The 25506-nt window shown below is 63.2% G+C and carries 24 protein-coding genes; 12 read left to right on the forward strand and 12 right to left on the reverse strand.

Annotated features, from left to right (window positions below; genetic code table 11):
• Positions 1-129 precede the first annotated feature (129 nt).
• The 3 genes from PQQ51_RS09835 (at position 130) to PQQ51_RS09845 (ending at position 2370) form a co-directional block, all read left to right on the forward strand.
• Positions 130-879, forward strand: coding sequence for an anti-sigma factor family protein (locus tag PQQ51_RS09835; RefSeq protein WP_408496583.1), 750 nt, complete (start codon positions 130-132; stop codon positions 877-879).
• Between the two features lie 145 nt (positions 880-1024).
• The gene (locus PQQ51_RS09840) at positions 1025-1543 is read left to right on the forward strand and encodes a sigma-70 family RNA polymerase sigma factor (protein ID WP_408496584.1); all 519 of its coding nucleotides are present in this window, start codon (positions 1025-1027) and stop codon (positions 1541-1543) included.
• On the forward strand, positions 1540-2370 hold the full coding sequence (locus PQQ51_RS09845; protein ID WP_408496585.1) for an anti-sigma factor family protein: 831 nt from the start codon (positions 1540-1542) through the stop codon (positions 2368-2370). The genes PQQ51_RS09840 and PQQ51_RS09845 overlap by 4 nt, the downstream gene beginning before the upstream one ends.
• A gap of 71 nt (positions 2371-2441) precedes the next feature.
• On the opposite strand, the gene PQQ51_RS09850 is transcribed toward PQQ51_RS09845, so the two are convergent.
• Entirely contained in the window at positions 2442-3326 is an 885-nt protein-coding gene (locus PQQ51_RS09850) for an AraC family transcriptional regulator (protein WP_408496586.1), read from the reverse strand.
• Positions 3327-3534: 208 nt separating this feature from the next.
• On the opposite strand from PQQ51_RS09850, the gene PQQ51_RS09855 reads away from it, so the two are divergent.
• Both PQQ51_RS09855 and PQQ51_RS09860 read left to right on the forward strand, forming a co-directional pair.
• Positions 3535-4455, forward strand: coding sequence for an NmrA family NAD(P)-binding protein (locus PQQ51_RS09855; RefSeq protein WP_408496587.1), 921 nt, complete (start codon positions 3535-3537; stop codon positions 4453-4455).
• A gap of 25 nt (positions 4456-4480) precedes the next feature.
• Positions 4481-4684 carry a hypothetical protein gene (locus PQQ51_RS09860; RefSeq protein WP_408496588.1) on the forward strand — a complete coding sequence of 68 codons (204 nt, stop codon included), beginning with the start codon at positions 4481-4483 and terminating at the stop codon, positions 4682-4684.
• A gap of 106 nt (positions 4685-4790) precedes the next feature.
• Here PQQ51_RS09860 and ribA read toward each other — a convergent pair whose 3' ends face one another.
• Positions 4791-5441 (reverse strand): GTP cyclohydrolase II, encoded by a 651-nt coding sequence (ribA, locus tag PQQ51_RS09865; RefSeq protein WP_408496739.1) that lies wholly within the window; start codon positions 5439-5441, stop codon positions 4791-4793.
• A gap of 276 nt (positions 5442-5717) precedes the next feature.
• Between ribA and PQQ51_RS09870 the strand changes: the two genes are divergently transcribed.
• Positions 5718-6158, forward strand: coding sequence for a CBS domain-containing protein (locus PQQ51_RS09870; RefSeq protein WP_408496589.1), 441 nt, complete (start codon positions 5718-5720; stop codon positions 6156-6158).
• Positions 6159-6491: 333 nt separating this feature from the next.
• Here PQQ51_RS09870 and PQQ51_RS09875 read toward each other — a convergent pair whose 3' ends face one another.
• Together PQQ51_RS09875 and PQQ51_RS09880 are read right to left on the reverse strand one after the other, a co-directional pair.
• Positions 6492-6836, reverse strand: a complete 345-nt coding sequence (locus PQQ51_RS09875) for a DUF4148 domain-containing protein (protein ID WP_408496590.1) — start codon at positions 6834-6836, stop codon at positions 6492-6494.
• A 273-nt stretch (positions 6837-7109) separates the two neighbouring features.
• Entirely contained in the window at positions 7110-7841 is a 732-nt protein-coding gene (locus PQQ51_RS09880; protein ID WP_408496591.1) for a DNA-3-methyladenine glycosylase, read from the reverse strand.
• A 420-nt stretch (positions 7842-8261) separates the two neighbouring features.
• On the opposite strand from PQQ51_RS09880, the gene PQQ51_RS09885 reads away from it, so the two are divergent.
• Together PQQ51_RS09885 and PQQ51_RS09890 are read left to right on the forward strand one after the other, a co-directional pair.
• Positions 8262-8618, forward strand: coding sequence for a BON domain-containing protein (locus tag PQQ51_RS09885; RefSeq protein ID WP_408496592.1), 357 nt, complete (start codon positions 8262-8264; stop codon positions 8616-8618).
• A gap of 411 nt (positions 8619-9029) precedes the next feature.
• Positions 9030-10112 carry a calcium:cation antiporter gene (locus PQQ51_RS09890; protein ID WP_408496593.1) on the forward strand — a complete coding sequence of 361 codons (1083 nt, stop codon included), beginning with the start codon at positions 9030-9032 and terminating at the stop codon, positions 10110-10112.
• 22 nt (positions 10113-10134) lie between these two features.
• Here the strand turns inward: PQQ51_RS09890 and PQQ51_RS09895 are convergent, their stop codons facing one another.
• Complete coding sequence (locus PQQ51_RS09895) at positions 10135-11028, reverse strand: LysR substrate-binding domain-containing protein (protein ID WP_408496594.1); 894 nt, start codon at positions 11026-11028, stop codon at positions 10135-10137.
• A gap of 306 nt (positions 11029-11334) precedes the next feature.
• On the opposite strand from PQQ51_RS09895, the gene PQQ51_RS09900 reads away from it, so the two are divergent.
• From PQQ51_RS09900 to PQQ51_RS09910, 3 genes are all read left to right on the forward strand, one after another.
• Positions 11335-12162, forward strand: coding sequence for a transporter substrate-binding domain-containing protein (locus PQQ51_RS09900; RefSeq protein ID WP_408496595.1), 828 nt, complete (start codon positions 11335-11337; stop codon positions 12160-12162).
• A 64-nt stretch (positions 12163-12226) separates the two neighbouring features.
• Positions 12227-12988, forward strand: a complete 762-nt coding sequence (locus PQQ51_RS09905) for an amino acid ABC transporter permease (protein ID WP_408496596.1) — start codon at positions 12227-12229, stop codon at positions 12986-12988.
• A gap of 2 nt (positions 12989-12990) precedes the next feature.
• Positions 12991-13647 (forward strand): amino acid ABC transporter permease, encoded by a 657-nt coding sequence (locus PQQ51_RS09910; protein ID WP_408496597.1) that lies wholly within the window; start codon positions 12991-12993, stop codon positions 13645-13647.
• Positions 13648-13751: 104 nt separating this feature from the next.
• Here the strand turns inward: PQQ51_RS09910 and PQQ51_RS09915 are convergent, their stop codons facing one another.
• From PQQ51_RS09915 to PQQ51_RS09925, 3 genes are read right to left on the reverse strand one after another with little or no spacing between them, the layout of a single operon-like run.
• Positions 13752-15047, reverse strand: a complete 1296-nt coding sequence (locus PQQ51_RS09915; protein WP_408496598.1) for a c-type cytochrome — start codon at positions 15045-15047, stop codon at positions 13752-13754.
• Between the two features lie 12 nt (positions 15048-15059).
• Positions 15060-17294, reverse strand: a complete 2235-nt coding sequence (locus tag PQQ51_RS09920) for a xanthine dehydrogenase family protein molybdopterin-binding subunit (RefSeq protein ID WP_408496599.1) — start codon at positions 17292-17294, stop codon at positions 15060-15062.
• A 1-nt stretch (position 17295) separates the two neighbouring features.
• Positions 17296-17751, reverse strand: coding sequence for a (2Fe-2S)-binding protein (locus PQQ51_RS09925; protein WP_408496600.1), 456 nt, complete (start codon positions 17749-17751; stop codon positions 17296-17298).
• Positions 17752-18146: 395 nt separating this feature from the next.
• Between PQQ51_RS09925 and PQQ51_RS09930 the strand changes: the two genes are divergently transcribed.
• Positions 18147-18545 (forward strand): hypothetical protein, encoded by a 399-nt coding sequence (locus PQQ51_RS09930; protein ID WP_408496601.1) that lies wholly within the window; start codon positions 18147-18149, stop codon positions 18543-18545.
• A 159-nt stretch (positions 18546-18704) separates the two neighbouring features.
• On the opposite strand, the gene PQQ51_RS09935 is transcribed toward PQQ51_RS09930, so the two are convergent.
• The 4 genes from PQQ51_RS09935 to PQQ51_RS09950 form a co-directional block, all read right to left on the reverse strand.
• A complete protein-coding gene (locus PQQ51_RS09935) occupies positions 18705-19712 on the reverse strand; it encodes a peptidoglycan DD-metalloendopeptidase family protein (protein WP_408496602.1) in 1008 nt (335 codons plus the stop codon).
• A gap of 838 nt (positions 19713-20550) precedes the next feature.
• Positions 20551-21813: a c-type cytochrome gene (locus tag PQQ51_RS09940; protein ID WP_408496603.1), complete on the reverse strand. Its 1263-nt coding sequence runs from the start codon at positions 21811-21813 to the stop codon at positions 20551-20553.
• On the reverse strand, positions 21810-22532 hold the full coding sequence (locus tag PQQ51_RS09945; protein ID WP_408496604.1) for a (2Fe-2S)-binding protein: 723 nt from the start codon (positions 22530-22532) through the stop codon (positions 21810-21812). The genes PQQ51_RS09940 and PQQ51_RS09945 overlap by 4 nt, the downstream gene beginning before the upstream one ends.
• A complete protein-coding gene (locus tag PQQ51_RS09950; protein WP_408496605.1) occupies positions 22529-25357 on the reverse strand; it encodes a xanthine dehydrogenase family protein molybdopterin-binding subunit in 2829 nt (942 codons plus the stop codon). Before PQQ51_RS09950 ends, PQQ51_RS09945 begins: the two co-directional genes overlap by 4 nt.
• Positions 25358-25506 lie beyond the last annotated feature (149 nt).

The raw sequence follows: 25506 nt of genomic DNA on the forward strand, positions 1-25506 counted from the left end.
ATTCCATCGGGCTAACAGCACGGAAATCCCTTGACAACCCGGCTTGGCGGGCCGAAAAACAGTTGGAATAAACCCGCTCCCACATGTGTTCGCCCTATCGACAGCCGCCCCTCGACGCAAGCAGACACCATGAAGCCATCCGACGCCCCTCCCGTTTCGCCGCTTTCCGAGGCGGACATTCAGGCCTACGCCGATGGCACGCTGACGCCTGAGCGCACCGCCTTCCTGCGCGACTATCTCGGCAAGGATCCGGCGGAGGCGCGCCGGGTGGCGTTCTACGGCAGGCTGAACGCGCAGATCCAGAACGCCTTCCAGACTACCGACGACCCCATCGACGAACCGCTCGCACGCCCAGCCTCGCGCGGGCATCGCGCATTCGACCGCTCATTCCGACTGTTCGGCACGCGCCTGCGCCGCAGCAAAGTGGCAAACGCGCTCGTCACCCTGCTTCTGCTGCTGGCGGCGGCGAGCGGTTGGCTCGCCGCCACGCAGACGTCCGCGCAGGCACTCAACAACGCTGCCGTGATGGCGCTCGCGGAAAACTCCGCCCGGCCGTTCCCGGCCGCGACACCGACGCGCGGCGATGTGTCGGCGCCGGATCTGACGGCCATCGGCTTGCGGCTGATCGACCGGCGGGTGCTATCGCTCGGGCCCTTCCAGCGCGCCAGCGAATTCCTCTATCTGAACGGCGACAACAAGCCTGTCGTGGTGCTGTCCTCGTTCGCGCTACTGGCGCCGGCGCAGCCGCAATGGGCCGCGCGCCGCATCGGCGAGATCCGCTTGCTGACCTGGGTCGCGCAGCGGCAACGCTTCGTGGTCGCGGGCGACGCCCGTACGCACGGCTTGATGCTCGCCGCCGACGCACTGACGATGCACTGAGTCCCTGCAATGCAAATAAACGCATGTCGAAAAAAGGAACGGAATAAAATGCGCGCAACCGTGTTCGCCCACCCGATACGCGTGGCAATTCCGCCGGCGGCCGCCAATCCGGCGTCCACGAGAAGCGCCACGATGGGAATGGAAAATGGATGTCCGTGACGAGTTGATGGAGCATGTCCCACGTCTGCGGCGCTACGCGCGAGCGTTGATCAACAATCGCGATCTCGCCGACGACCTGGTACAGGACACGCTCGAACGCGCGCTCGGCCGCACCGAGCTGTTTCAGGCCGGCACCGATCTGCGCGCGTGGTTGTTTACGATCATGCACAACGTGTTCGCGAACCAGGCGCGCAAAGCATCGGCGCGCGCCGTTCACGTGGCCGTCGACGACGAAAGCGTCGACCAGAGCGAATACGCGGTGCCGTCGGAACAAGGCCGTTCGCTGGAAATGCGCGATCTGGATTACGCATTGCAGCGTCTGCCGATGGAACAGCGCGAGGTCGTGCTGCTGGTCGGCCTCGAGGAAATGAGCTATGCCGATGTCGCACTGGCGCTGAACATTCCGATCGGTACGGTGATGTCGCGCCTTTCGCGAGGACGTGAGCGGCTTCGGGCATTGATGGCGGGCACGCAGCCCGGCGCGAAATTACAGGTGGTGCGATGAGCGATCAACAGATACCGATCGGCGAAGAAGAACTGCACGCGTATGTGGACGGCACGCTGTCCGACGAACGACGCGTCGCGGTGGAACGCGCGCTCGAACAGAACCCCGAACTGGCCGCGCGCATCAGCGACTATTTCTCGCTGAACAACATGTTTCATGAACGCTACGACCGCGTGCTGAGCGAGCCCGTGCCCAAGCGCCTGCAAGCACCTTTGACCGCAAAGCGCCGCTGGCGGATCGCCGCCAACTGGCCGCAATTCGCGGGGATGGCCGCGGCGCTCGTGATGGGCGTGGGGATCGGCGTGGGCACGCATATGGGACACGACGTCGTGGCGCCTGTGGGCGGCGGCCATTCCGACACGCGCCCGGTCAGTGCGGACTCGTCTGAAGTCTTCGCGCGGCAGGCTGCGATAGCGCACGTCGTCTATATGCCTGCCGTCGACCGCCCGGTCGATATGACGGCCGATCATGAGCAGGATTTCGTGCAGTGGCTGTCGAATAAACTCGGCACGAACGTGCATCCGCCAATGCTCTCGAAGAGCGGCTTCATGCTGTCCGGCGGACGCCTGCTGCCGGGCGCCGATGGGCCGACCGCGCAGTTCATGTATCGCGGGCCGAACGGCGAACGCGTGACGCTGTGCATTTCGCACCGTCAGGTGAATTCGAACACCACTGCGTTCAAGCTCTATCAGGACGGCCCGGTGAACGTGTTCTACTGGGTCGACGGCGATTTCGGCTACGCGGTGTCGGGTGGAATCGATCGCAAGGAGCTGCTGCAGTTGTCGCACGACGTGTATTCGCAGCTCACGGGGGTGGCGCCGGGTTGACGCGTGAGGATGCCGTCACTACGTGTCGCGCGTCTTATGCGACGCGGAGCGCAAGCGGTACGGTCGGCCGATTACGCCTGCGCCCCTCTTGTCCTGATCAGCTCCCGCGGCGTGACCCCAAGCAAACGCCCCATCCAGTGCGCCATATGACTCTGATGCGCAAAGCCCGTATCGAGCGCAATCCGGCTTGCGCTCAGCCGGCCTTCGAGCAGCAACGCGCGGGCACGCTCCACGCGCCGCCGCACCACGTATTGATGCACCGGCGTGCCGAGCGTCTCGCGAAACAAGGCCTTGAAATGCGGCACGCTGAGTTCCGCCTGCGCGGCGAGGTCAGTGAGTGTGAGACGCCGATCGAGATGCGTTTCTATGAACTCGATCACGCGCGCGGCCGTTTTCGGCGCGAGCACGCGGCGTTTTTCGTCGAGCCTGTCGATCTCCGGCGCGCGGCCGACCAGGCGCACGACCATCGCCGTGCACAGGCTCTCGGCATAAAGCGGATCCGATACGTCGTCGGCTTCGAGTTCGGCGCGCAGTGCCCACGCCAGATGTTGAAAACGCGGATCGCGCAGTTGGAATTGCGGACGAAGCCGCGCCTCGCTCGTCTTCAACTCCAGTTGTTCGAAGGTTTTTTTCGCAAAGTCCTCACCGATCCACACGCTGAAAATCGTGCAGGCCGCTTCATCGCTCCACTGCCCTTCGAGGCCCGCGGGAATCACATCGGCATCGCCGTGCGCCTGAATCCGCGCAAAGCGCCGTTCGTTGCACAGACAACGCGCCCTGACCGGCGCGCCGACATGCACGCCGATCCGATGGTATTGGAGTGCGGGAATCCGGTGCAGCCCCGCGGACACAGTCACCAACTCCGCGCCGAAGCCCTGCCAGCCCAGCGCTTTGCTGGAGCGCAACGCAATGCGGGAGCCACTGTGCGGCTGCGGTATCGGTGTCACGGCATTCATGGGCGTCCTCCGGCGGTGGCGAATGATGTACGCGCATTGTGCTGCGTTTTTTTACGTCACGCTCGACTCGACTCGGGCACCGCCGATCTGCCTGCATACCGCACCGTAAAACAATCATCCGAATCTGCGCACGACGATCCGAGCCCGCGCGTTTGCCGCGCCCGGTGTCCCTATGATGACGACACACCGATACGACAAGGAGCCACACGTGTTCGTCATCTTTGGAGCAGCAGGAAATGTAGGCCGGGTGAGCGCGGCGGCATTGCGCCGGGCGGGCCGCGAAGTGCGCGCTGTAGTGCGTGAGCGCACGCAGGGCACAGTGCTAACCGAAATTGGCTGCGAAGTCGTCGTTGCCGATCTGCTCGATCCGGCTTCGGTCGCGCGCGCACTCGAAGGCGCCTACGCGGTGCAGATGTTGTGTCCCGTGCCGCATGCCGACGCCGACCCGGCAACCACGATGCGCCGCATGATCGACGTCGGCGCCGAAGCGTTAAACGCAAATCCGCCGCAACGCCTTCTCGCGCTTTCCGACTACGGCGCGGAACACGCGAGCGGTACCGGCATCACGACGCTGTTTCACTACCTCGAAACGCAACTCTCACCCATCCCCACTCACACGACGTTTCTGCGCGCCGCGGAACACATGCATAACTGGGCTCGCGTGCTGCCGGTCGCGCTCGCGACAGGCGTGTTGCCGAGTCTGCACGATCCGCTGAACAAGCTGTTTCCGACGGTCGCCGCCCAGGACGTCGGCCTGCTGGCCGCCGAATTGTTGCTCGACGACAGACCGGCGAAGGTATCGCCGCGAGTGGTGAGCATCGAAGGCGACACGCGCGTCAGCGCACTGGATGTCGCACGCACGCTCGGCGAACTGACGCAGCGCCCGATCCCGGCCCATGCAATGCCGCGCGCAGAATGGTCCGCGATGCTCCACGGCGCGGGACTCGGCGACAACCACGCGCGTCTCATCATGGATCTCTACGATGCACACAACGCGGGCCGTATCGACATCGACACATCGATCAGCGAGCGGCGTTTCGGCGCGACTGCGCTGGCCGACGTGTTCGCTGCGATCCTGACTCGCGCGGACGCCGCTCCGCCCGCGACTGCGGCCGCGGCCGCACGCTAACCGTACTCGCGACCGGAGACATGCCATGGCGACCTGCCCATTACTGCGAGCATCGGTAGAAGCGCGACGCATTGCGCCGCGTCGAAACCCACAAACGCGCGTGAACCACCGCACCCACTATTGGCTAGCGGCGATCACGACAGGTTTTCTGGGGTTGATAAGCTGGCGGGCACTGCGCGACATACTCAACGCGATCCCCGACAGCAACGACGATTTCGGTTTGTTCTGATTCGCCGGGAGCGGCCTGGATATAACAAACAGGCTATTGTCGAAATCGACGTTTCAGCGTCGCCCGACGTTTTTAAAAACGCCCGGGCCGGCGCGCATGCGGTCGATTACTCGTTCTCGTCGAAGTAGTGACCGAACTTCGCCTGCTTCGTACGGATATAACGCTCGTTTTCCTCGCGCATCGGAATGGCCAGCGCGACGCGCTCGCATACCGGAATGCCGTGCTTCGACAGCGTGTCGAATTTCTCAGGATTGTTGCTCATCAGACGCACCGAGGTGACCTTCAGCGTGCGCAGAATACCCGCCGCCGAATCGTACTCGCGCGAATCGTCGGGCAGGCCGAGATCGAGATTCGCCTCGACGGTATCGCGGCCCTGCTCCTGCAATGCATACGCGCGAATCTTGTTCGACAGGCCGATGCCGCGCCCTTCATGACCGCGCAGATACAGCAGCACGCCGCAGCCTTCGGCTGCGATATAGCGCAGCGCCAGATCGAGCTGTTCGCCGCAATCGCAGCGATACGAGCCGAGCACGTCGCCGGTCAGACACTCCGAGTGCAGGCGCGTCAACACGGACGCTCCGTTGGCGACGTCGCCCATCACGAGCGCGAGATGTTCGGCGCCGCTTTCGACCACGCGAAACACATAGGAAGTAAACGTGCCGTAGCGCGTGGGGAGCGTGGCGGTAGCGTCGAGAACGACGCATTCGCCGTTGACTGCGCCGTCAGTTACAGGCGACGGATCGTGAGACGTGAGCATGGCGTTGGGCAAGGGTGCTTGTGTGAACCCGATCGAACCGGGGATAACAAATGTGAACAGACGCAGAGTTTAGCGCTAATCGGCAAGACGCACCGGATGCCCACGTGGCGATGCACGGGTCGCATCGCCACGTGGGGCCGATATCCAATTGAACGCTTGAGGAGCCACAGGTATTCCCGAGGTTCTTCAAAGACCCGTCGCGCCTATACTGAAACAGCCTGTCCCTCACGACAGCATGCCGCGCCGGCGTGCTGCACTGCGAAACGGAGCCGCTCCATGACAAGCGTTGCACAGCTTCTTAAAACGAAACCCAATACCGCCGTGTTCACCGTCGAGGCCGACGATTCCGTCTACGATGCGATCAAGCTGATGGCCGAGAAAGGCATTGGCGCATTGGTCGTGACGGAGGGCGACAGCATCGCCGGGATCGTCACCGAACGTGACTATGCGCGCAAAATCGTGCTGATGGACCGCTCGTCGAAGGCGACGCCGGTGCGCGACATCATGAGCAAGGCGGTGCGCTTCGTCCGTCCTGACCAGACTACCGACGACTGCATGGCGCTGATGACCGAACGCCGCATGCGCCATCTGCCGGTGATCGAGAACGAACGGCTGGTCGGCATGGTATCGATCGGCGACCTCGTGAAGAACATCATCGCCGAACAGCAATTCACCATTCAGCAACTCGAATCGTATATTCACGGCGAACGGCCCTGAACGCGGGCGTGCGCCCATAGCAAGGGTCAAAAAAAGCCCAATCCTCGAAAAGGTTGGGCGAAGCTACCTTGCGGCAGCGGAGGTTCCTCGAATTGTGGACCGCGGCATGCGCGGCGCAACGACGGGCTCAGGCACGCGCAGCCCAGACGCGATAGCGCACGATGCGCGCTCATGCGTGAAGCTCGTGATCGTTTTGCTGCAAAGTCTCGACAGGTGCGCCCTACTGCGCGCATATTCATCTCTTCAAACCAGCGCTTGTTTCGCCTGGTGATTCGACTCGCCGCTGGCCGACTCCCCGGCCAGCGTGCGCGTCGAACATTCCACTACTTCAGATCAGTTACCGAAATACACCGACTTCGGACGCGACATCGGCTGGACCACGCCACCCGATTGCGACGAACCGTTGGTCGCGGAGCCGTAGCCGCTCGTATCGGCGACCGGTTCCTGCGTTTGCGCGACCGGCGGATTCTGTGCATCGACACGGCGTTCAGCGGCTTGCACGTCGGCCGGATAGGTCGGATCGTTCGAGGTGGCCGGGTTGTAGCCCGCTTGTTCCAACTGGATCAACTGATTGCGGACTTCCGCGCGGGTGACCGGTTGCTGGCTCGATTGAGCAAACGAAGCGACCGGGGCGGCGAGAACGGCTGCAATGGCGACTGCCTTGATAAGCGACTTCATGATATTGACCTCCAGACTTGGTTTTTTTGCTTCGCTTGCCACACCATGTGAGAAGCGAGTGAATTCAGTCTAGGCGTCGGATCATCAAGGGAAAACCCTTGATCGCGATATACATAATTGTTTTTTTCGCAAGAATCGCGTGATTGTTACTGGCAAATGCTATTGGAGTGCCAGCTTTACTGTAATAATTGTCGGCTTAGTAACGCTTTGTGTCTGACGTTTCCAAAAACCCTTCCACGCCGGATCCATTTGCCGATTCGTGACCGGCGACGGTCAAACTTGCGGGCCGCCCGATGCATCCGATGCATCCGATGCATCCGATGCATCCGATGCGTCCGATGCGTCCGATGCGTCCGATGCGTCCGATGCGTCGACTAGCGGTGTCAACAGCAACTTACGCGGCCCGCTGACAAATGAGCTGCCCGGTTCGAAAAACCGCAACGGCCGATGCATTTCACGCGACAAGCCGATCCGTGTCGTGATGCCGATCGGCGCTTTCCCTGCTTTTTTGCCGGTTTTCATTGAACCGATCCACAAGCCTCGGCCGGTGCAAAGATCGCGACCATCGAACGACTTGTCGATGCCGAGCGCAATGGTGAGCCGTCCCGGCCCCCGCGCGAGGTCGCGCAGCGGCACGCCAGGCCGACGCAATGCCATCAGCGGCAAGCCTTCCAGCGGCTCGATCGCGCGGATCAGAATTCCGGCACCGACCTCTTCGGCTTCGGCGGACATGTTGAGCATGTACGAAAGCCCATACGTCAACCGCACGTACGCGTGGCCCGGCGCGAGAAACATCGAACCGTTATGCGGACGACGCCCGATGAACGCATGACTGGTCGAATCGCCGAGCGGGTACGCTTCGGTTTCGACGATTCTTCCGCTCAGGCGCCCTTCAGGCAGATCGTGCACGAGATACTTGCCGACCATGAAGCGCGCCAACTCGACCGTATCGAGCGGCAAATCGTCACGAAGCAACGGGATGATGGGAAGCGGCTGATCCGGCATGGAATTGTCGACCTGTGTTGGGCAGCGCGACGCGCGAGGTTTTCGGAGATACGCCACGAATACACGACAAGGCCGACGCAGCACCCGTCGCGCAAGAAGACGCAAGACGCCGCAAAAAGCCCCCATCAAGCGGACCGACGCCAACGCCCTGCTTTGGTCGGCCGAATCGTTGTTCGGACACCTCACTTCATGGCCGCTGTGCCTTCACCATGGCACTAATTGGAGTATCGTGTGTTTCCGGCCTGCAGCACAGCCTTTGCCGGCATGCGAGCGTTCCGCCCGCCTGATCAGAAAGCCGTTTGCAAGAATCGCACGACCCGCAGTAACGCTCCATCCAGATTTGATCCCGCAGTACCCGCTGGTGCAACACACCGCCCTCATCCCGGGGGGCGTCGTATTCATGACAACAGGAGAAGTTGAATGAAAGCATTCCAGGCAATCAAGATGGTCGGCGGCGCGCTGATCGTGCTGGCATCCCTCAGTGCGTATGCGCAAAGCAGCGATGCGACGGCCCCGGCAACTGACTCGTCGGCCACCAGCGCCAAGGCGACCAAGAGCGCCAACCGCGCGCTGGGCCGCAAGGTGCGCTCGGCGCTGTCGAAGACGAAGGGCTTGAGCATCGCCAACGTCACCGTGCGCGCACGCGGCGGTGCTGTGACGCTGTCGGGTTCGGTGCCGGAGCAACCGCAGGTCGATCTGGCCACCCAGGCGGCCCAGGGCGTGGCCGGCGTGACGTCGGTGAAGAACGCGCTGACGATCCGTCCGGTCGGCCAATAAGCAACTTCAGGCAACATCGAGCGCTATCGCGCTTTCGCAGTAGCACCGGGCGCACAGCCTCGCTGCATGGCGGTGCGCCCGGAACCGCATGACCGGTTTTTCGTATTGGTCGCCGTGATCGCCGTTCGTTTGATGCAACCGGCATTGAGCGACGACTCGCCACACTTTGCCCACGCATTTCCGCGCGACTACCCCTTAAGATGCAGCACAGCAGGCCGTTGCGCATAAGCCGAAGAGGCACAGCGAGCGTTGCTGCGCGCAAAGGTCCGAAAATACTTCAGACCAAACAAATATCCCTTACAATTTAATGCGTTAGGACGCATTGTTGACGCTATGCATTAGATGTCCGCTTGCGTCGAAAACTTCAGGCCGCTACGCCAGCCCTCCACCCAGCACTCAAGGAAGCCCTGAATGACCACATCCGCGACCGTTTTGCCCCGCTGGACCATCGCCGCGCCGTTTATCGCGTGGCTCGTGCTTGGCGTCGCCTATGCGTTGCCGGACAATGCGCTGCTGCTCGTGCTGGTCGGCGTGGCGCTGTGCGCGGCGGTCTTCACAGCGGTGCACCACGCGGAAGTCGTCGCACATCGGGTCGGCGAACCGTTCGGCACGCTGGTGCTGGCGGTGGCCGTCACCGTGATCGAGGTCGCGCTGATCGTGTCGGTCATGCTGACGTCCGGGCCGGAAAAAGCCGGCCTCGCTCGCGACACCGTGTTCGCCGCGGTGATGATCGTCTGCAACGGCATCATGGGCATTTGCCTGCTGGTGGGCGGCATCCGCCATCGCGAACAGGATTTTCAGGGCCGTGGCGCGGCGGCCGCGCTGGCCGTGCTCGCGTCCCTGTCCGTCTTGACGCTGGTGATGCCGAACTACACCACGACGCGGGTCGGACCGTTCCTGTCGAGCTCGCAACTGGCATTCGCCGGCGTGTCGTCGCTGGTGCTGTACGGCGTGTTCGTGTTCGTGCAGACCGTGCGGCATCGCGATTACTTTCTGGCCGGCGTGCCCGACGAAGACGTCCACGCCGCGCCGCCCACCAACACCCTCGCGCTCATCAGCGGGGTTCTGTTGCTGGTGTGTCTGGTCGCGGTCGTGTTGCTGGCCAAGGTGATGTCGCCGGTGGTCGAAACCGCGGTGCAAAACGCGGGCGCGCCGCCGGCCGTGGTCGGTATCGTGATCGCCGCGCTCGTGCTGTTGCCCGAAGGGCTCGCCGCGGTGCGCGCCGCGCGCGCCGATCGTCTGCAAAACAGCATGAATCTGGCGCTCGGCTCGGCGCTCGCCAGCATCGGGCTGACCATTCCGACGGTGGCCTGCGTGTTCCTGTGGACCGGACAACCGCTCGTGCTCGGGATCGACGGCAAGGAAACCGTGCTGCTCATGCTCACGCTGGTCGTGGCCACGCTCACGCTCAGCACCGGCCGCACCACGATCCTGCAAGGCGCGGTGCATCTGTCGCTGTTCGCCGCGTATCTGTTCCTGTCGTTCGCGCCTTGAAGCGGTGGCCGGCCGCGCCGGCCTACTCTTCCCAATGCGCGGCAATCCAGTCGCGAAACAGATTGAGCTTCTGCTGATGCGCGGCTGAATCCGGATAGATGAAGTAATAGCGCCAGCCGGTCTTGAGCACCGTATCGAACGGCCGCACCAGACGCCTCGCCGCGACATCCTCGTTGATCAACGCCAGATCGCTGATCGCTACGCCGAATCCTTGCAGTGCCGCATTGGTCGCCATGTCGAGCGTGTCGAAGCTCGGGCCGTGTTCGGCGTCGATCGTCTGCGCTTGCGGCTCACCGGCTTCGGCCACGCGGGACAACCACATCTTCCAGTCGCGATGATCGCGTGTGGGATGCAGCAACGTGTGCCGCACGAGATCGGCGATCCCGTTCAACGGTTTGTCTTTCAGCAGTTCGGGCGCGCACACCGGCGTCAAACGCTCCTCGAACAACGGCACCGCCTGCACGTCCGCGCCCGGCGACGAGCCATAGATGATCGCGGCATCGAACGGTTCGAGCTGGAAATCGACGTCGTGCTGCCAGGTCGTGGTGATCTGCACATGCAGGTCGGGATACTCGGCCTGGAAGCGCATGATCTTCGGCAGCATCCAGCGCATCACGCAGGTCGGCACCTTCAACGCGAGGTCGGTGCGCTGGCGCGTGAGGCGCAGCGAAATCTCCTCGATGCGCGCGAAACTTTCCTTCACCGCGGGCAGCAGCAATTCGCCTTCGGCAGTCAGCGTCAAGCCTTTCGCATGACGCTTGAAGAGCGGGAATTTGTAGTAATCCTCGAGCGCGATAATCTGCCGGCTGACCGCGCCCTGGGTCAGGCAGAGATGGTCGGCGGCACGCGTGAAGCTGCCGTGGCGCGCGACGGTTTCAAAGATCTGCAGCGCATTGAGCGGCGGTAGGCGACGCATCGAAAGTGTCCGGCGTGGAATCAGAAAAAGTCATTGCGCGAGCGTATGGGCCTATGATGTGCGCGGCGCCCGCCAGGCCCACAGGATACGCGATCAGAATCTGCTGCGGGCCATGTGCGGCGCGCACAGTGCATGAGCTTAAATCATGGCTTCCATGCGCAGATTTCGTTTGGCGCAGGATTTTGGCCTACCTAGAGTGCATCCACACACAAACCATCCTGCCGCACGCGCGCCGATCGGGCAGCGCAGACAGACGATGCGCGCGGCAGCGTCACAAGCACCGACGTTTTCGACAGAGGAAAGACCATGAATCAGCCACACGTTGCCCACCCGCTCACGCGTCGCCGCGTGTTCGCCACACTCGCCGCCGCGCTGACATTCACGGCGTTGGGCGCGCTGTGCGGGTTCCCGTCCGCCGCGCACGCCGATGCGCTCGACAATATCGCGAAGACAGGCACCGTGCGCATCGGCGTATTCGAGGACTACCCGCCGTTCGGCTCGATCGGCCCGGACATGAAGCCGATGGGCTACGACATCGACGTCGCCAACCTGATCGGCAAGTCGCTCAACGCGAAGGTCGAACTCGTGCAGGTCACCGGCGACAACCGCATGGCCTATCTCACCGACCACAAAGCCGACATGCTGCTTTCAGTCGGTCAGACGCCGGAACGCGAAAAGGTGATCGACTTCTCGCAGCCGTACGCCCCCTACTACCTCGCCGTATTCGGCCCGAAGTCGCTGCCTGTGAAGAACGCCGCGGACCTCGCCGGCAAGTCGATTTCGGTCGCGCGCGGCACGCTGGAGGACCTGAGCGTCTCGAAGATCGCGCCGCCCACCGCGAACATCAAAAGATTCGACGATCCTAACGGCGCAATATCGGCGTTTATTTCTGGTCAGGTACAGTTGATGGTCGTCGGCAACGACGTCGGCGCGACCATTCTGGCGCGGCATCCCGCGAACGATCCGGAGCAGAAATTCTCGCTGTTCAGCTCGCCGGACCATGTCGGCCTGAACAAGAACGAGCCGCGTCTGAAGCAGAAAATCGACGAAACGATTGCCAGGGCTCGCAAGGACGGCACCATGAACGCGATTTCGCAAAAGTGGCTGCGCGCGCCGCTGCCGGCCGATCTCTGATCTTTTTTGCGCGCGCCGCACGCCGGTGCGCGCCGGAGTTTGACCTCACGATGAGCGCCAAGTCATGACGTATGCGTTCGATTTCAGCGGCTTCGGCCTGTATGCGGGGATGCTCGTGCGCGGCGCCGCCGTCACGCTCGGGCTGACCGCGGTGTCCACGGTGCTCGGCGGGCTCGTCGGCATCGCAGGCGCGAGCGTGGCCGTGGCCGGTCCAAAGTGGGCGCGCTGGCTGGTCGCCAGTTATGTGGAGGTGATCCGCAACACGCCGTTCATCGTGCAACTGTTCTTCGTGTTCTTCGGCTTGCCGAGCGTCGGCATTCATATCGACGAAATACAGGCCGCGATTCTGGCGATGACCGTCAATCTCGGCGCGTACGCGATCGAGATCGTGCGCGCCGGCATCGACTCGATTTCGCGCGGACAGGTGCAGGCGGCGCAGGCGCTCGGCTTGCAGCACCGGCAGATTTTCCGCTTCGTGGTGCTGCCACAGGCAATCGCCAACGTGTTTCCGGCGCTATTGAGCCAGGTGCTGATCGTGATGCTCGGCTCGGCGGTCGTGTCGCAAATCTCGGTGCCCGATCTGACCTATGCGGCCAACTTCATCCAGTCGCGTAACTTCCGCTCGTTCGAGAGCTACGTGATCATCACCGTCACGTATCTGGTGCTGTCGATCGTGTTGCGGCAACTGATGAACCGGCTCGGCCGCGGACTGTTCGCGGGCCGGGCGGCACGCGGCAGCAGCAGCGGCAACAGCGGCAGCGCGCCGCGTAATTGGCGCAACCGCCTGATGTGGCGCGGCGCCCGCACTCTGCCGACGGAGCGCTGATCATGGTCGAATTCACGCTGTGGGACATCGCCCGCAATCTGTTGCTCGCCGCTCGCTGGACGGTGCTGTTGTCGTTGATCGCGTTTGTCGGCGGCGGCGTGGTCGGGCTGATCCTGCTTGCGATGCGCGTGTCGCCTTTGCCTTGGCTGCGCCGCGTGGTAATCGTGTACGTGGAAGTGTTCCAGGGCACGCCGCTGCTGATGCAACTGTTCCTCGCGTTCTTCGGGCTGCCGCTGGTCGGCGTCGACGTGTCGCCATGGGTCGCGGCGGCCGTCACGCTCACGCTTTATACGAGCGCCTATCTGGTCGACATCTGGCGCGGCTGCGTCGAGGCGGTGCCGCGCGGGCAATGGGCCGCCGGAGCCAGTCTCGGGATGACGTTCGGCCAGCAGTTGCGCTATATCGTCTGGCCGCAGGCACGCAAGATCGCGGTCGCACCGACGGTCGGTTTTCTCGTGCAGGTCGTGAAAAGCACCGCGCTCGCGTCGATCATCGGCTTCACCGAACTGACGAAGACCGGCACGATGATCACCAATGCCGCGTTCCGCCCGTTCCCGATCTACGGCATGGTCGCGGTGATCTACTTTGCGATGTGCTTCCCGTTGACGTGGTACGCGCGGGTGCTGGAGAAACGGCAGAAGGTGGGACAGCACCGGTGAACGGCCGCGCATGATGGCTGATGCCTGATGCGCCCACGAAAAAGCGGCAACCGTGACGTAAAACGGTTGCCGCTTTTTTTGCAACGAGAGTCAGGAAGATGCGATCACTTCGCCGCCTGCGTCGACTTGCGCAGTTTCGCAACGTCATCCACGGTGACCGCCGGCGCGCCGTTATTCCAGCCGGCCCGCACGAAGGTCAGCACGTCGGCGATCTGCTGATTGTTGAGCACCGGCGCGTACTTCGGCATCGGATACGGCGCGGGCACGCCGCCGATCACGATGTCTTCCGTGCCGTTCAGCGTCACGTTGATCAGCGACGACGCGTCTTTTTCCAGCACGTTCGGATTGCCCGCCAGCGGCGCGAGCAACGGCGCGAAACCGCGCCCGTCGACGCCGTGACAGTGCATGCAATACGCGGTGTCGACGCGCGCGCCTTCGTTGTTCGCGGGACGGTTCAACGACACTTTGGTCGCCTGCGGATCGTAGTTATAAGGCGGCGCACCGTTGCCGCCGACCGGCGGCAGCGACTTCAGATACGTCGTCATCGCGGCGATGTCGGTGTCGCTCATGCCCTGCGTGCTGTTGTTGATCACGCTGGTCATCGAACCGAACGCCGACGCGTGGCGATTCGCTCCGGTCTTCAGGAACGCCTGCAGATCCTGCTCGTTCCAGCGCCCCAAACCGACGTTATGCTCGCCGGTCAGATTCGCGGCGAACCAGCCGTCGAGCACGCCGCCGCTCAGGAACGCACTGCCGCTTTCGTCGAGCGCCTTCTCCTGGAACGCGATGCCGCGTGGCGTGTGGCATGAGCCGCAGTGTCCGAGCCCCTGAATCAGATACGCGCCGCGATTCCACGCTACATCTTTACCCGGCTTGTCCTGGTACACGCCTTTGTCGAGGAACACCATGTTCCAGAACTTCAGCGGCCAGCGCATGTTCAACGGCCATTTGATATCCGGCTCGCGATTCGCCTGCTGCACCGGCGCCACGCCGCTGATGAAATACGCGTAGAGCGCTTTCATGTCGTCGTCGTTGACCTTCGCATAGGACGGGTACGGCATCGCCGGATACAGGTTGTGGCCGTCTTTCGCGACGCCCTCGCGCATCGCTCTCGCGAAGTCCTGCTCGGTATAGCCGCCGATGCCGGTTTGCGGATCGGGTGTGATGTTGGTCGTGTAGATCTTGCCCATCGGCGTGGTCATCGGCAGGCCGCCTGCGAACGGCTTGCCTTTCGGCGCCGTGTGACAGGCGACGCAATCGCCGACCTTCGCCAGATACGCGCCGCGCTGGACGAGCGCCGGATCGGCTGCGGACTGCGCAGCAGCGCGAGCCGTAACCGGCGCAAAAAACGGCAGCGCTACACAGAGCGCCGCGACCAAACCCTTCAGTGTATTTTTCATGTCGGGCTCCGCTCAGACGGTTTGCAGTTGGCTGCCGACGGGCAATTGCCTCAGCCGCGTACCGGTGGCCGCAAAAATCGCGTTCGTCAAAGCAGGCGCGAGCGCCGCGGTGCCGGGTTCGCCGATGCCGCCGGGCGCCTCGCTGCTCTTCACGATATGCACGTCGATAGGCGGCGTCTGATCGATCCGCAGCATCCGGTAGTCGGTGAAATTGTTCTGCTCGACGCGGCCGTCCTTGATCGTGATCTCGCTATAGAGCGCCGCGGTGATGCCGAAAATGATCCCGCCTTGCACCTGCGCTTCGACCGTGTTCGGATTCACCACCATTCCGCAATCGACCGCACACACCACGTGATTCACCGCCACTTCGCCGTTGTCGACCGTCACGTCGACGACGATCGCGAAGAAGCTGCCGAACGCGTGCATCACCGAGACGCCGCGCCCTTGTCCCTTCGGCACGGCCTTGCCCCAGTTCGCCGCCTGCGTGGCGGTGTTGAGCACATTCAGCGCGCGCGGCGTTTTGCCGAGCAGGTTCTGACGGTATTTGACCGGATCGACTTTGGCCTCGGCCGCCAGTTCGTCGATGAAACTCTCGACCACGAACGTGCCGCGCGTCGGCCCCACACCGCGCCAGAATGCGGTGGGCACCGCGTGCGGCTCCTGACGCACGTAGTCGACCAGTTGATTTGGCAGATCGTACGGCAGGTCCGACGCGACCTCGACCGCATCCGGATCGAGCCCGTTCTTGAAGGCTGGCGGCGCGAAGCGCGCCATCACCGACGATCCGACAATCCGGTGCTGCCACGCGATCGGCTTGCCGTTCGCGTCCAGTCCGGCGGAGATCTTGTCGTAGTAGTACGGACGGTACATGTCATGCTGAATATCTTCTTCACGCGTCCACACCACCTTCACGGGCGTCGACAGTTGCTTGCCGATCTTGACCGCCTGCGTGACCATGTCGAACTCGAGCCGCCGGCCGAAGCCGCCGCCGATCAGATGGTTGTGCACGACGATCTTGTCGGCGGGCAAACCGGTCACGGCCACCGCTGCGTCGACCACTCGCGTGGGCACCTGCGAGCCGAGCCACACATCGCAGCCGTCGGCACGCACATGGACCGTGCAGTTGATCGGCTCCATCGTCGCGTGCGCGAGGAACGGCTGCTGATACACCGCGTCGACGCGCGTTTTCGCGTTGGAAAACGCGTTGCCGACATCGCCGTCCTTGCGCGCCACTGCGCCGTTGCGCTGCGAAGCGGCCGCGAGATCGCCGACGATCTGTTTCATCGACACGTTCGCGCCCGCGCCTTCGTTCCACTTGATCGCGAGCGCCTGCACGCCGCGTTTGGCGGCCCACGTGTGATCGCCGATCACCGCGACCGCGTTGTCGATACGGATCACCTGGCGCACGCCCGGGATCTTCTTCGCGTTGGTATCGTCGACGCTCGCGAGCGTGCCGCCGAACACCGGGCAGTTCGCGATCGCCGCGTAGACCATGTCGGGCAGACGCACGTCGAGGCCGAACACCGCGGTGCCGTCCACTTTCTCCGGCGAATCGAGACGTTTCGCCGGCGTGCCGATCAGCTTGAAATCCTTCGGGTCTTTCAGCTTGACGTTTTGCGGCGCGGGCAGCGCGGCGGCGGCATTCACCAACTGGCCGTAGCCGATGCTGCGATTGCTGGCCGCGTGAATCACCTGCCCCGCCTGCGCATGGCAGCTCGCTGGGTCAACCTGCCATTGCTGCGCCGCGGCACTGATCAATACCGTACGCGCCGTCGCGCCGGCTTTGCGCATCGGCTCCCACGCGTAACGGATCGACGTCGAGCCGCCGGTCAACTGGCCGCCGAGGTTCGGGTCCATGAAAAGCTTTTCGTTCGGCGGCGCGTGGTCGATCGTGACCGAATCGAGCGACACTTCGAGTTCTTCGGCGATCAGCATCGGGATCGACGTATAGACGCCCTGGCCCATCTCGACCTTCGGCATCACCAGCGTGACCTTGCCCGCCGTGTCGATCTGGATGAACGCGTTCGGTGCGAACACGCCGCTTTGCGGCGTCTCCACCGCGTCGCCGCCGATCACCGATTTGCCGGCCTTCTGATCCTGACTCGCCGCCGGCAGGCTGAAGCCGAGCAGCAAGCCGCCGCCGGCCGCGGCGCCTACCGTCACGCCGAATTTAAGAAAGGTGCGGCGCGTGACGCCACTACGCGGCGACTGCGCGCCGTTCTGTGCATCGAGCAATCCCTGGGACATGTCAGGCTCCCTTCGCGGCTTGCTTGATCGCCGCGCGGATGCGGTTGTACGTCCCACAGCGGCAGATGTTGCCGGCCATCGCTGCGTCGATGTCCGCATCGGTGGGGTCGGGGTTGCTCGCCAGCAGCGAGGCCGCCGACATCACCTGCCCCGATTGACAGTAGCCGCACTGCACCACGTCGATCTGCCGCCATGCCTGCTGCACTTTCTGCCCGGCCGGCGTGTTGCCCACCGCTTCGATCGTCGTGATCTTCTTGTCGCCGACCGCGGCGACCGGCAGCACACACGAGCGCACCGCGACGCCGTCGAGATGCACGGTGCACGCGCCGCATTGCGCGATGCCGCAACCGAACTTGGTGCCGGTCAAGCCGACGATATCGCGTAAGACCCACAGCAAAGGCATGTCGGGCGGCGCGTCGACAGTATGAGTCTGGCCGTTGATCGTGAGTGTTGTCATGGGCTGCTCCGGGTGGGGATTATTGTTTGTGAGTCGTTTTAGACAGCGAGGTCAAACCAAAACGCAACGACTTGCCGGGTTTATTCGACAAGCCGCGCTAATACGAAACGCAACGATCGTGCGGTCGATACGTGAAGGCAGGCGCACCCGAGGCGCGCTGGAAGAATCTGGGAAATTGTAGTCGCGCAAAGAGAAGTTCGCCCGCACGTTGTACATTGAGGGCGTTGCGATCGTTCGCGCTTAGGATCAAGCGGACGCCATTCGTTCACACGACGAACGATCCTTCCTGCTTCAAACGTCGAGCGAGTTTGCTAGCATGAGCGATTAGAAGCAAGCGATGGGCTGAACCCGATCTCCCGGCATTCTCCGGGCTGACTTTCCGAAAGGAGCGGCACATGAACGACCAGCAATGCACTCAATTCCTCTCGGACATTCGCAGACCTTTATTGGCGCTGCACAAGTCGATTCTCGATCACGAGCGCGCGTCGTATGAAAAGGAATTCGGTCCGGTCACGCCGGCCGCGTTTCTTCAGGTGCTGATCAACGGGTCGGGATTTCGCTGGCTCACGCCGCTTTCGACTGTGATCGCGAACGTCGACGAAATTCTCGACGACAAGGAAGCAGATGCCGCCGACAGGCTGGCCGCGGCCCAGGCGGTCACGGGTCTGTTTTCCGCCGACACGCCCAACAATAGTTTCCTGCCGCGCTATCTGCCGCTGTTGCAGGCCGACCCGGCGATCCTTCATCACCACGGTCAGGTATCGCAGTTGTTGCGGGGCACCGAAGCGAAGTAACCGCGCTCGCCTGCTGGCGGCCTCCGTTCGTGCGGCATGTGCGCGAGCATGGCGCGGCCTTCGCGGGGCTACTGCCATATATCCACGCAGCGGTGGCGGCGGATACATCGAATGGCGGTGCAGGTGACGCACCGCCGCCGTGCGTATGCGTGTGTGTGGTTAACCGCGCCCTTGCGGCAGATAAGGCATCGGATCGATCGGCTTGCCGTCGCGGCGCAACTCGAAGCCGAGCGACACACGCGAGTTGTTTTCGTCGCCCATTTCGGCGATTTGCTGACCTTGCCGCACGACGTCGCCGATTTTCACCAGCAGCTTGCGGTTATGCGAGTAGGCCGTCAGAAAGTCCTTGTTGTGCTGGACGATGATCAGACTGCCGTAGCTGTTCAGACCGGTGCCGGCGTACATCACCTTGCCGTCGGCTGCGGCGCGCACCGGATCGCCGGGCTTGCCGGCGATTTCGATACCGCGCGTTTCGCCGGGCTGGAATCCCTCGACCACATTGCCGCCCGCCGGCCAGGCCAGCGACACGCCGTTCGCGTGCCGTGTGGTTTGCTGCGTGACTTCGCGCACCTCGGCGGAGTCGGGGACGGTGGACTGGGTTGCGGAGGGTGACTGCACCGCCGACGTGTCCGATACTTGTGCCACGACCGGAGCCGCTGCGGCCACCGCCGCTGACGACGATGGTGCAGCAGCAGCCGCAGCCGCCGTTTTCGCCGCAGCAGCCGCGGCGGCATTGGCGGCATTGGCAGCGTTAACTGCGCGCACCGTTTCCGGCGACGCGACATGCAACACCTGCCCGAGCTTCAACCGTGACGATCCCTTGAGACCATTCCAAGCCTGCAACTGTTTGACGCTGCAGTGATGATGCTGCGCGATACGCACCAACGAATCGCCCCGCTTGACCCGATAGACCAACGGCGGGGATTTCTTCAACGGCGCGCTTGCATTAGCGCCTGATTTCAGCGACGCAGCCGCTATTGGATCCGAGGCCGGCGCAGCGGTCGATGCGTTCGCACCGCTAGACGCCGTCGCCGGCACGCCGGACGCAGCCGCTGCATCCGCCGTAGCATTCTGCTGGCCTACATTCACACAACCGCTGACTGCCAACGCAACCCACACGCCAGTCAGACCGGCCTTGATCGTTCTGTCGAAACGCTTTCCCGACATATTCGGCTCCTGCCTCATTCTTCGGCGAGCCGGGTACCGCCTCATCGCTCAAGACGCGCGCGCTCGTCGACGCGCTGCTGTCCTCGCGACACGGCAAGTCCGCCTCGTGCGGCGCTCACCCGTGCCCTGCCGATCAATCTGCCCTGTCCGATACCGGCCGACAACGTCGAAACGTGACGATCGTCTGCGAAAAGGGCCAGATTAATGATTAAAATTCACGCGGAATTGTAAAGTGCGATTTGCAGAAAACGCGCTGCGCCACACACATTGATACAAAGCTTACGCAGGGGTATTGCAGACGCCTCACGTCTGCCCACAACACGCGGCATCGGCCCACGCCATTGCGGTCGAACTGTTCGTTGTCGAACGGGTTGTATGCGGACTGTTCAGCGCATCGCGCTGATCGCACAACCTGCTTTCGCGACCGGTGTCGCAAGCCCGAAAATAGCTGCGCCCCGCCGATCACACGACAACGCCTTCTTTAACGGCACGGTGGTGAAGAACTTGAGCCGGGAGTTAGTGGAATGGAAAAGTCGCGGCAAGCGAGCGAGCCGAACATGGGGTGAACGGCTCGCTGCAACAAGATATGGGCTAGCTGTAATACTGCCCCTGGTACTTCACATAGCCGACCGGATGGTGCGTGAAATGTGATCTACGACCAGATTGAACTGCACCGCAACTTGACGCGGGTGCGAGACTGTTTGAGCACACCCCTGTGCTGGAGTTCATTTGCGTTCGACGCGCTGGGCGACAAAAAAGCCGGCTGCCCAGAAGGCGCCGGCTTGTTCTTCCAACATGCGAAACCGCTGACGTTATGCTTTCGTCACCACAGCAAAGCTCACCGCAACGCCTTCACCCCCTCCTCCGTCACATCGGCCGGCTGACCACCCCACGTCGCGCGAAGATAATTCGCAAGTTGCGCAACTTCTGCATCGCTCAATTGCGTCGCGAAGCCCGGCATGTCCTGCATCCGTTCGAGACCGGGAAAATCCTGCGCGCCGATGCCGTCGAGCATCGCGACGATCAAATTATGAGGATCGCTTTGACGCACAGTCGAATTGCCGTGCATCGGCACCGCGACATGCGGTTTGCCCTCGCCGCTCAACCCGTGACAACCCGCGCACACCGCGAGATACACGTTGCGACCCGCTTCAAGCTGCGCGGCATCGGCGGACACCGAATGCAACGGCTGCGGCTCAGGCGCCTGGTCGCCGAGTAAATACGTGGTCATTGCGCGCAGATCGTCACGCGTCATGTACTGGCTGCTCAGGTGCACGACCGGATACATCTCACCGAACGCCGACCCTTGCGGCGCGATGCCCGTGGCGAAAAACGTCTGCAAGTCCGCCGCCGTCCAGCCGCGCGCAGCGAGGCCGTGCGGTGTGATGTCGGGCGCCGCGACGCGGCCGAGCGCCGAGCCCGTCAACGATTTCGCACCGTCGAGCTGGCCGAACTTGCCGCGCGGCGTGTGACATTCGGCGCAATGGCCGAGCGCGTTCGCCAGATAGCGCCCACGATTCCAATCAGGCGACGTCCCCTTCGATGCATCCGGCAACGCGTCGTGCAGGAACACCCAGTTCCAGAAACGCACGCCGAAACGCAGGTTGAACGGGAACGACAATTCCGGCTCGTGATTGACCACTGCCGCCGGCTTCTGCGCCATCAGATACGCGTAGATCGCGTCGCTATCGGCACGCGACAGTTGACGGTACGACGTGTACGGCATCGCCGGATACAACGGCTTGTGTGGCGTGACGCCATCGTGCAGCGCGTTGTACAGATCGCCGGCGCTCCAGTTGCCGATGCCGTGATCCTTGTCGGGCGTAATGTTGGTGCCGTAGAAAGTGCCGAACGGCGAGGCGAGTTTCACGCCGCCGGCGAACGGCGCACCGTCCGCGGTGGTGTGGCAGGCGGCGCAGTCGGCGGCCTTCACGAGATAACGGCCGCGCGCGAGCGGATCGGCGGCGGTGGATTGCGGGCCCATCGCAGCGGCGGCGGCGGCGAGCGCCGCGGAGTCGTCGCGCTTGCCGCACGCGCTCAACAATACTGCCGTGCCGAGCAACAGCAGCACGCGGCGCAGGAGGATCGAACGGTTCGTCATGCGACGCTCCCTTGGGCAACGTCCTTCGAACCAGCGTCCTTCACGAGCCCCGGCGTGGTCATCACGACGTCCTTGACGGCTTCGTAGTAACGCACATAGCCCGTGCAGCGGCAGATGTGATCGTTGAGCGCCGCGGTGATGGTTTCTTCCACCTGACTCAGCAAGATCGGCTGACGCTTCAGTCGCTCGATCAACACCGTCGCCGCGTTGACGAAACCCGGCGTGCAGTAACCGCACTGAAAACTGAAGTGTTCGAGAAACTTCTGCTGGATCGGCGACAGCGCGACGACTTCGCCGGCCTCGTTGCGTTTCGCGTGGCCTTCGATCGTGCGGATCGTTTTGCCATGGAAGAAATTCGCGCCGGTGATGCAGGTGCGCACTTCTTCGCTGGTGCCGTCCGGCTTGTCGACGATCACCACGCACGCGTGACAAATACCCTGCCCGCAACCGAGGCGCGAGCCGGTCAGGTGCAGGTACTCGTGCAGATAGTCGATCATCATCAGACCGGCGGGCACATCGGTCGGGCCGACCAGTTCGCCGTTCACCTTGATCGTGACCGGCAGCGTGCGGAAATGCGTCAACGGACGCTCAAGCACCGGAGCGGCCGGCGCGCTCGCCGAAACGGCAGCCGATGCCGTCACCGGCCCGGAAGCCGCGCTAGCGCTCGCCCCAGCGGAAGCCGCATCGGCACGCGCGGAAGTTTGATTGGGAGCCGTCATGCGAGCACCTCCTGAATACGTTGCGGGGTCACCGGCAAGTCGGTAAAGCGATGGCCGATCGCATGCGCGATGCCGTTCACGATTGCGCCGACCACCGGAATCATCACGACTTCGGCGATGCCCTTCGGCGGATCGGTATCGGTCAGCGGCGGCAGCACTTCGCCGGTCTGCTTCCAGACGGCGACATCGGTTGCACGCGGCAAGCGGTAGCGATTGAAGTTCCACGTACCGTTGCCGGGGCCGTCTTCGTAAAGCGGCAGATATTCGTGCAACGCGTGGCCAATGCCCATTGCGAGACCGCCTTGCAACTGGCCGGACACGAGTTGCGGCGAGATCTGGTTGCCGCACTCCATGATCGAGTGATGCGCGAGCAACTCGACGTTGCCGCTCGCTTCATGCACCGACAGTTCGACCAGCGTGCCGACCGCGCTGTAGTACGTGACCGCGGCGTTATTGCGTTGCACCGGCGGAATGAACACACGCTGACGGTCGAGCACGCGGTATTGATTCGGCGTGGTCTGCCATTTCTTTTTATCGGCAGATGCGTTGTCGCCGTAGCGCAGCGCGAGACCGTCGAGCGGCAGACGTTCGACACTGCCGTCGATCTCGAAGTCCGCTTCGGTCCACTGCCAGCGATTGAACACGTGCACGGTCGCGCCGGTCACGAGACCGAGTTCATGCGCTTTTTTCGCGAGCCGTTCGAACGGCAGCGGTTCGAGCCCGGCGGCGGACAGCTTGCCGTCGGCCCAGCGCGCGTCCTCGATACGCACGACCAGCGGCGCGGCCTGGCCACCGCCGCCGCCCTCGCTCCAGATCGCTCTCGCCGCCGGCCACAAGCCGTGCGCGAACACCACACGGGCCGCTTCGCGCGTACTGTGCGTGAAATAGAACGCCGAATTCGTCGCGCTCGACGGCGATGCATAACCCGGCGACCAACGCGGATTCGCGGCCAGGCTGTCCTGATCCGCCTGCGACATCAGGTACGGATCGCCGCTCGTGACGACCGGCAGATCGGGCCAGTCGGTGATCGCGACATGGACGTCGGTGGCCGGCTTGCCGAGCCACTTCGCCACCGCGATCGCCTGCGACGTCGACATGCCGGTGCCGATTTCGGCTGCCGTGTGGTACAGGCTGATCTTGCCATCGGCGGTGAACTCGACCTTCGCGAACGAGGTCTCCGCGCCGGTGCCGAAGTCCTTCTGCACACACGCAAAGCCGACGCCATAACGCTTGCCCGGATGCGCGGCCTCAAACTCGGCCTTGCGCTTCGCCCGATTCACCCACAGCGGATGCAGCTTCGCTTTGTGCAACACATCGTCGACGCGAATCGCGCCCGCGGGCACCGCGCCCTGAGTATTCTTCATGCCCGAGCGCAGCGCGTTTTTCAGGCGAAAATCGATCGGATCGAGCTTCAGTCGCGCGGCGATTTCGTCGACCATCATCTCGGTCGCGGCCATGCTTTGCAGCGTGCCGTAGCCGCGCGCCGACCCCGCGTCGATCGCGCGCGACGCGATCGCTATCGCGGACAGATCGTTCTTCGGAAAGTAGTAGATCGACTGCGCGGCCGTCGCGCCCACCATCGCCACCGACGGCGAAAAGTTGCAGCGCCCGCCGCCGTTCGCTTCCATCTCGGCCTTGAACGATTGCAGCAGCCCGGTGTTCCTGTCGACCGCGATCCGGTAGTTCATCCTGAACGCATGGCGTTTCAACGACGTCTGGAACTGCTCGTAGCGATCGTTCGCGAGCCGCACCGGCCGGCCGTCCGCATACATCGCGCAAACAAGACCGTAGAACGGCACGTTGAAGTGATCCTTCGACCCGTAGCCGACGGTGTAGCACGGATGCACGAACAGGTTCTTCACCGGAAACGCACATTTCGCGACCATGCCGGCCGCGCTTTCCACGACTTCCTGCGGCGCTTGCGTGGGCACGACCATGTGCAGCGATTGCGTCGCGGCGTCGTACCAGCAGTTGGCGTTGTCGGGTTCGAGCGCGGCGGTGTCGATCGACTGCGTGTTGTACTCGCGCTCCAGCACCAGCCAGTCCGCCGACGGATGATCGAGCTCCTGCTGGATCTGCGCCGCGTGGAACATGCCCTGCTCGTCGAGCTTGCCGTGTTCGACGCCGTCCGGCCACACCGGCTGGTGCTTGCGCATCATGCTCGGGAACACCGGCGCGTCTTTCAGACTGGAGAAGGTGTCGTCGTCGTACGGCGTCTTGCCGCCGATGCGCACGAAGCGGAACGTGCCCCACGGATCGCGCTCCAGCGGTCCGGTCTGCGCGCCGTAACGGATGACCTGATCCTGGAACTTGAGTTTGTCTTTCGCGAAACGGAAGCGCGCGAAGTCGTGATAGATCAGGATCGCGACCGCCTGGCCGAGGTACGCGGGTGTTTTGCCCGGCGGCAGCAGCATGTCGTCGCCGTAGAACGCGGGGAAAATCAGGCCGTCGCGCGTCAGGTCGGCGGCGGTCACGATGCGATCGGGTTGCAACTCGTCGCCGAGCAACGCGAGATCGAAGCCCTCGTAGCTGCGGTCGGCTTGCGTGGTGCGCAGGATGAAAGCGTGCGACTGCTGTTGCGGCCAGTGCGGCATGTCGGCAGCGCGGATGTCGCGCGCGAACACTTTCGAGCCGGTCACCTTCGCGATTCCGTCGATGCGGAATTTCGCCTGGCCGTTCGCGGCATCCCACTGAACCGGCGTCAGAATTTTTTCTTCGAATAACGCAGCGAATGCGCGGCTGCCGATCGGCGCGAGATACACCGACACACCCGCCATGACGCTCGCCTTCAGAAAACTACGACGCGTGAGGTCGAGTTTCCCCATGGACTTCTCCTTTAATGAACACGGCGGCAACCCGTTCGTCAGTGGATTCGCTTCGGTGCCTTCGCGAAGACGCCCTCTGAAGCAGAACGAACGTGGCAAGCGACGGCGCACGCGCGAATGTGCGAACGCGCGTGCATGCGTGCTCCGCA

The sequence above is a fragment of the Paraburkholderia xenovorans genome (assembly GCF_046030735.1).
In the GTDB taxonomy this organism is placed as follows: Bacteria; Pseudomonadota; Gammaproteobacteria; order Burkholderiales; family Burkholderiaceae; genus Paraburkholderia; species Paraburkholderia xenovorans_A.

Bases quoted from the DNA above. Each gene is read 5' to 3' on its own strand.
- PQQ51_RS09920 (WP_408496599.1), bottom strand. From the start codon at position 17,294: ATGTCCCAGGGATTGCTCGATGCACAGAACGGCGCGCAGTCGCCGCGT.
- PQQ51_RS09915 (WP_408496598.1), bottom strand. From the start codon at position 15,047: ATGAAAAATACACTGAAGGGTTTGGTCGCGGCGCTCTGTGTAGCGCTG.
- PQQ51_RS09835 (WP_408496583.1), top strand. From the start codon at position 130: ATGAAGCCATCCGACGCCCCTCCCGTTTCGCCGCTTTCCGAGGCGGAC.
- PQQ51_RS09925 (WP_408496600.1), bottom strand. From the start codon at position 17,751: ATGACAACACTCACGATCAACGGCCAGACTCATACTGTCGACGCGCCG.
- PQQ51_RS09890 (WP_408496593.1), top strand. From the start codon at position 9,030: ATGACCACATCCGCGACCGTTTTGCCCCGCTGGACCATCGCCGCGCCG.
- PQQ51_RS09900 (WP_408496595.1), top strand. From the start codon at position 11,335: ATGAATCAGCCACACGTTGCCCACCCGCTCACGCGTCGCCGCGTGTTC.
- PQQ51_RS09880 (WP_408496591.1), bottom strand. From the start codon at position 7,841: ATGCCGGATCAGCCGCTTCCCATCATCCCGTTGCTTCGTGACGATTTG.
- PQQ51_RS09885 (WP_408496592.1), top strand. From the start codon at position 8,262: ATGAAAGCATTCCAGGCAATCAAGATGGTCGGCGGCGCGCTGATCGTG.
- PQQ51_RS09870 (WP_408496589.1), top strand. From the start codon at position 5,718: ATGACAAGCGTTGCACAGCTTCTTAAAACGAAACCCAATACCGCCGTG.
- ribA (WP_408496739.1), bottom strand. From the start codon at position 5,441: ATGCTCACGTCTCACGATCCGTCGCCTGTAACTGACGGCGCAGTCAAC.
- PQQ51_RS09940 (WP_408496603.1), bottom strand. From the start codon at position 21,813: ATGACGAACCGTTCGATCCTCCTGCGCCGCGTGCTGCTGTTGCTCGGC.
- PQQ51_RS09860 (WP_408496588.1), top strand. From the start codon at position 4,481: ATGGCGACCTGCCCATTACTGCGAGCATCGGTAGAAGCGCGACGCATT.
- PQQ51_RS09840 (WP_408496584.1), top strand. From the start codon at position 1,025: ATGGATGTCCGTGACGAGTTGATGGAGCATGTCCCACGTCTGCGGCGC.
- PQQ51_RS09910 (WP_408496597.1), top strand. From the start codon at position 12,991: ATGGTCGAATTCACGCTGTGGGACATCGCCCGCAATCTGTTGCTCGCC.
- PQQ51_RS09950 (WP_408496605.1), bottom strand. From the start codon at position 25,357: ATGGGGAAACTCGACCTCACGCGTCGTAGTTTTCTGAAGGCGAGCGTC.
- PQQ51_RS09850 (WP_408496586.1), bottom strand. From the start codon at position 3,326: ATGAATGCCGTGACACCGATACCGCAGCCGCACAGTGGCTCCCGCATT.
- PQQ51_RS09945 (WP_408496604.1), bottom strand. From the start codon at position 22,532: ATGACGGCTCCCAATCAAACTTCCGCGCGTGCCGATGCGGCTTCCGCT.
- PQQ51_RS09935 (WP_408496602.1), bottom strand. From the start codon at position 19,712: ATGTCGGGAAAGCGTTTCGACAGAACGATCAAGGCCGGTCTGACTGGC.
- PQQ51_RS09875 (WP_408496590.1), bottom strand. From the start codon at position 6,836: ATGAAGTCGCTTATCAAGGCAGTCGCCATTGCAGCCGTTCTCGCCGCC.
- PQQ51_RS09930 (WP_408496601.1), top strand. From the start codon at position 18,147: ATGAACGACCAGCAATGCACTCAATTCCTCTCGGACATTCGCAGACCT.
- PQQ51_RS09895 (WP_408496594.1), bottom strand. From the start codon at position 11,028: ATGCGTCGCCTACCGCCGCTCAATGCGCTGCAGATCTTTGAAACCGTC.
- PQQ51_RS09845 (WP_408496585.1), top strand. From the start codon at position 1,540: ATGAGCGATCAACAGATACCGATCGGCGAAGAAGAACTGCACGCGTAT.
- PQQ51_RS09905 (WP_408496596.1), top strand. From the start codon at position 12,227: ATGACGTATGCGTTCGATTTCAGCGGCTTCGGCCTGTATGCGGGGATG.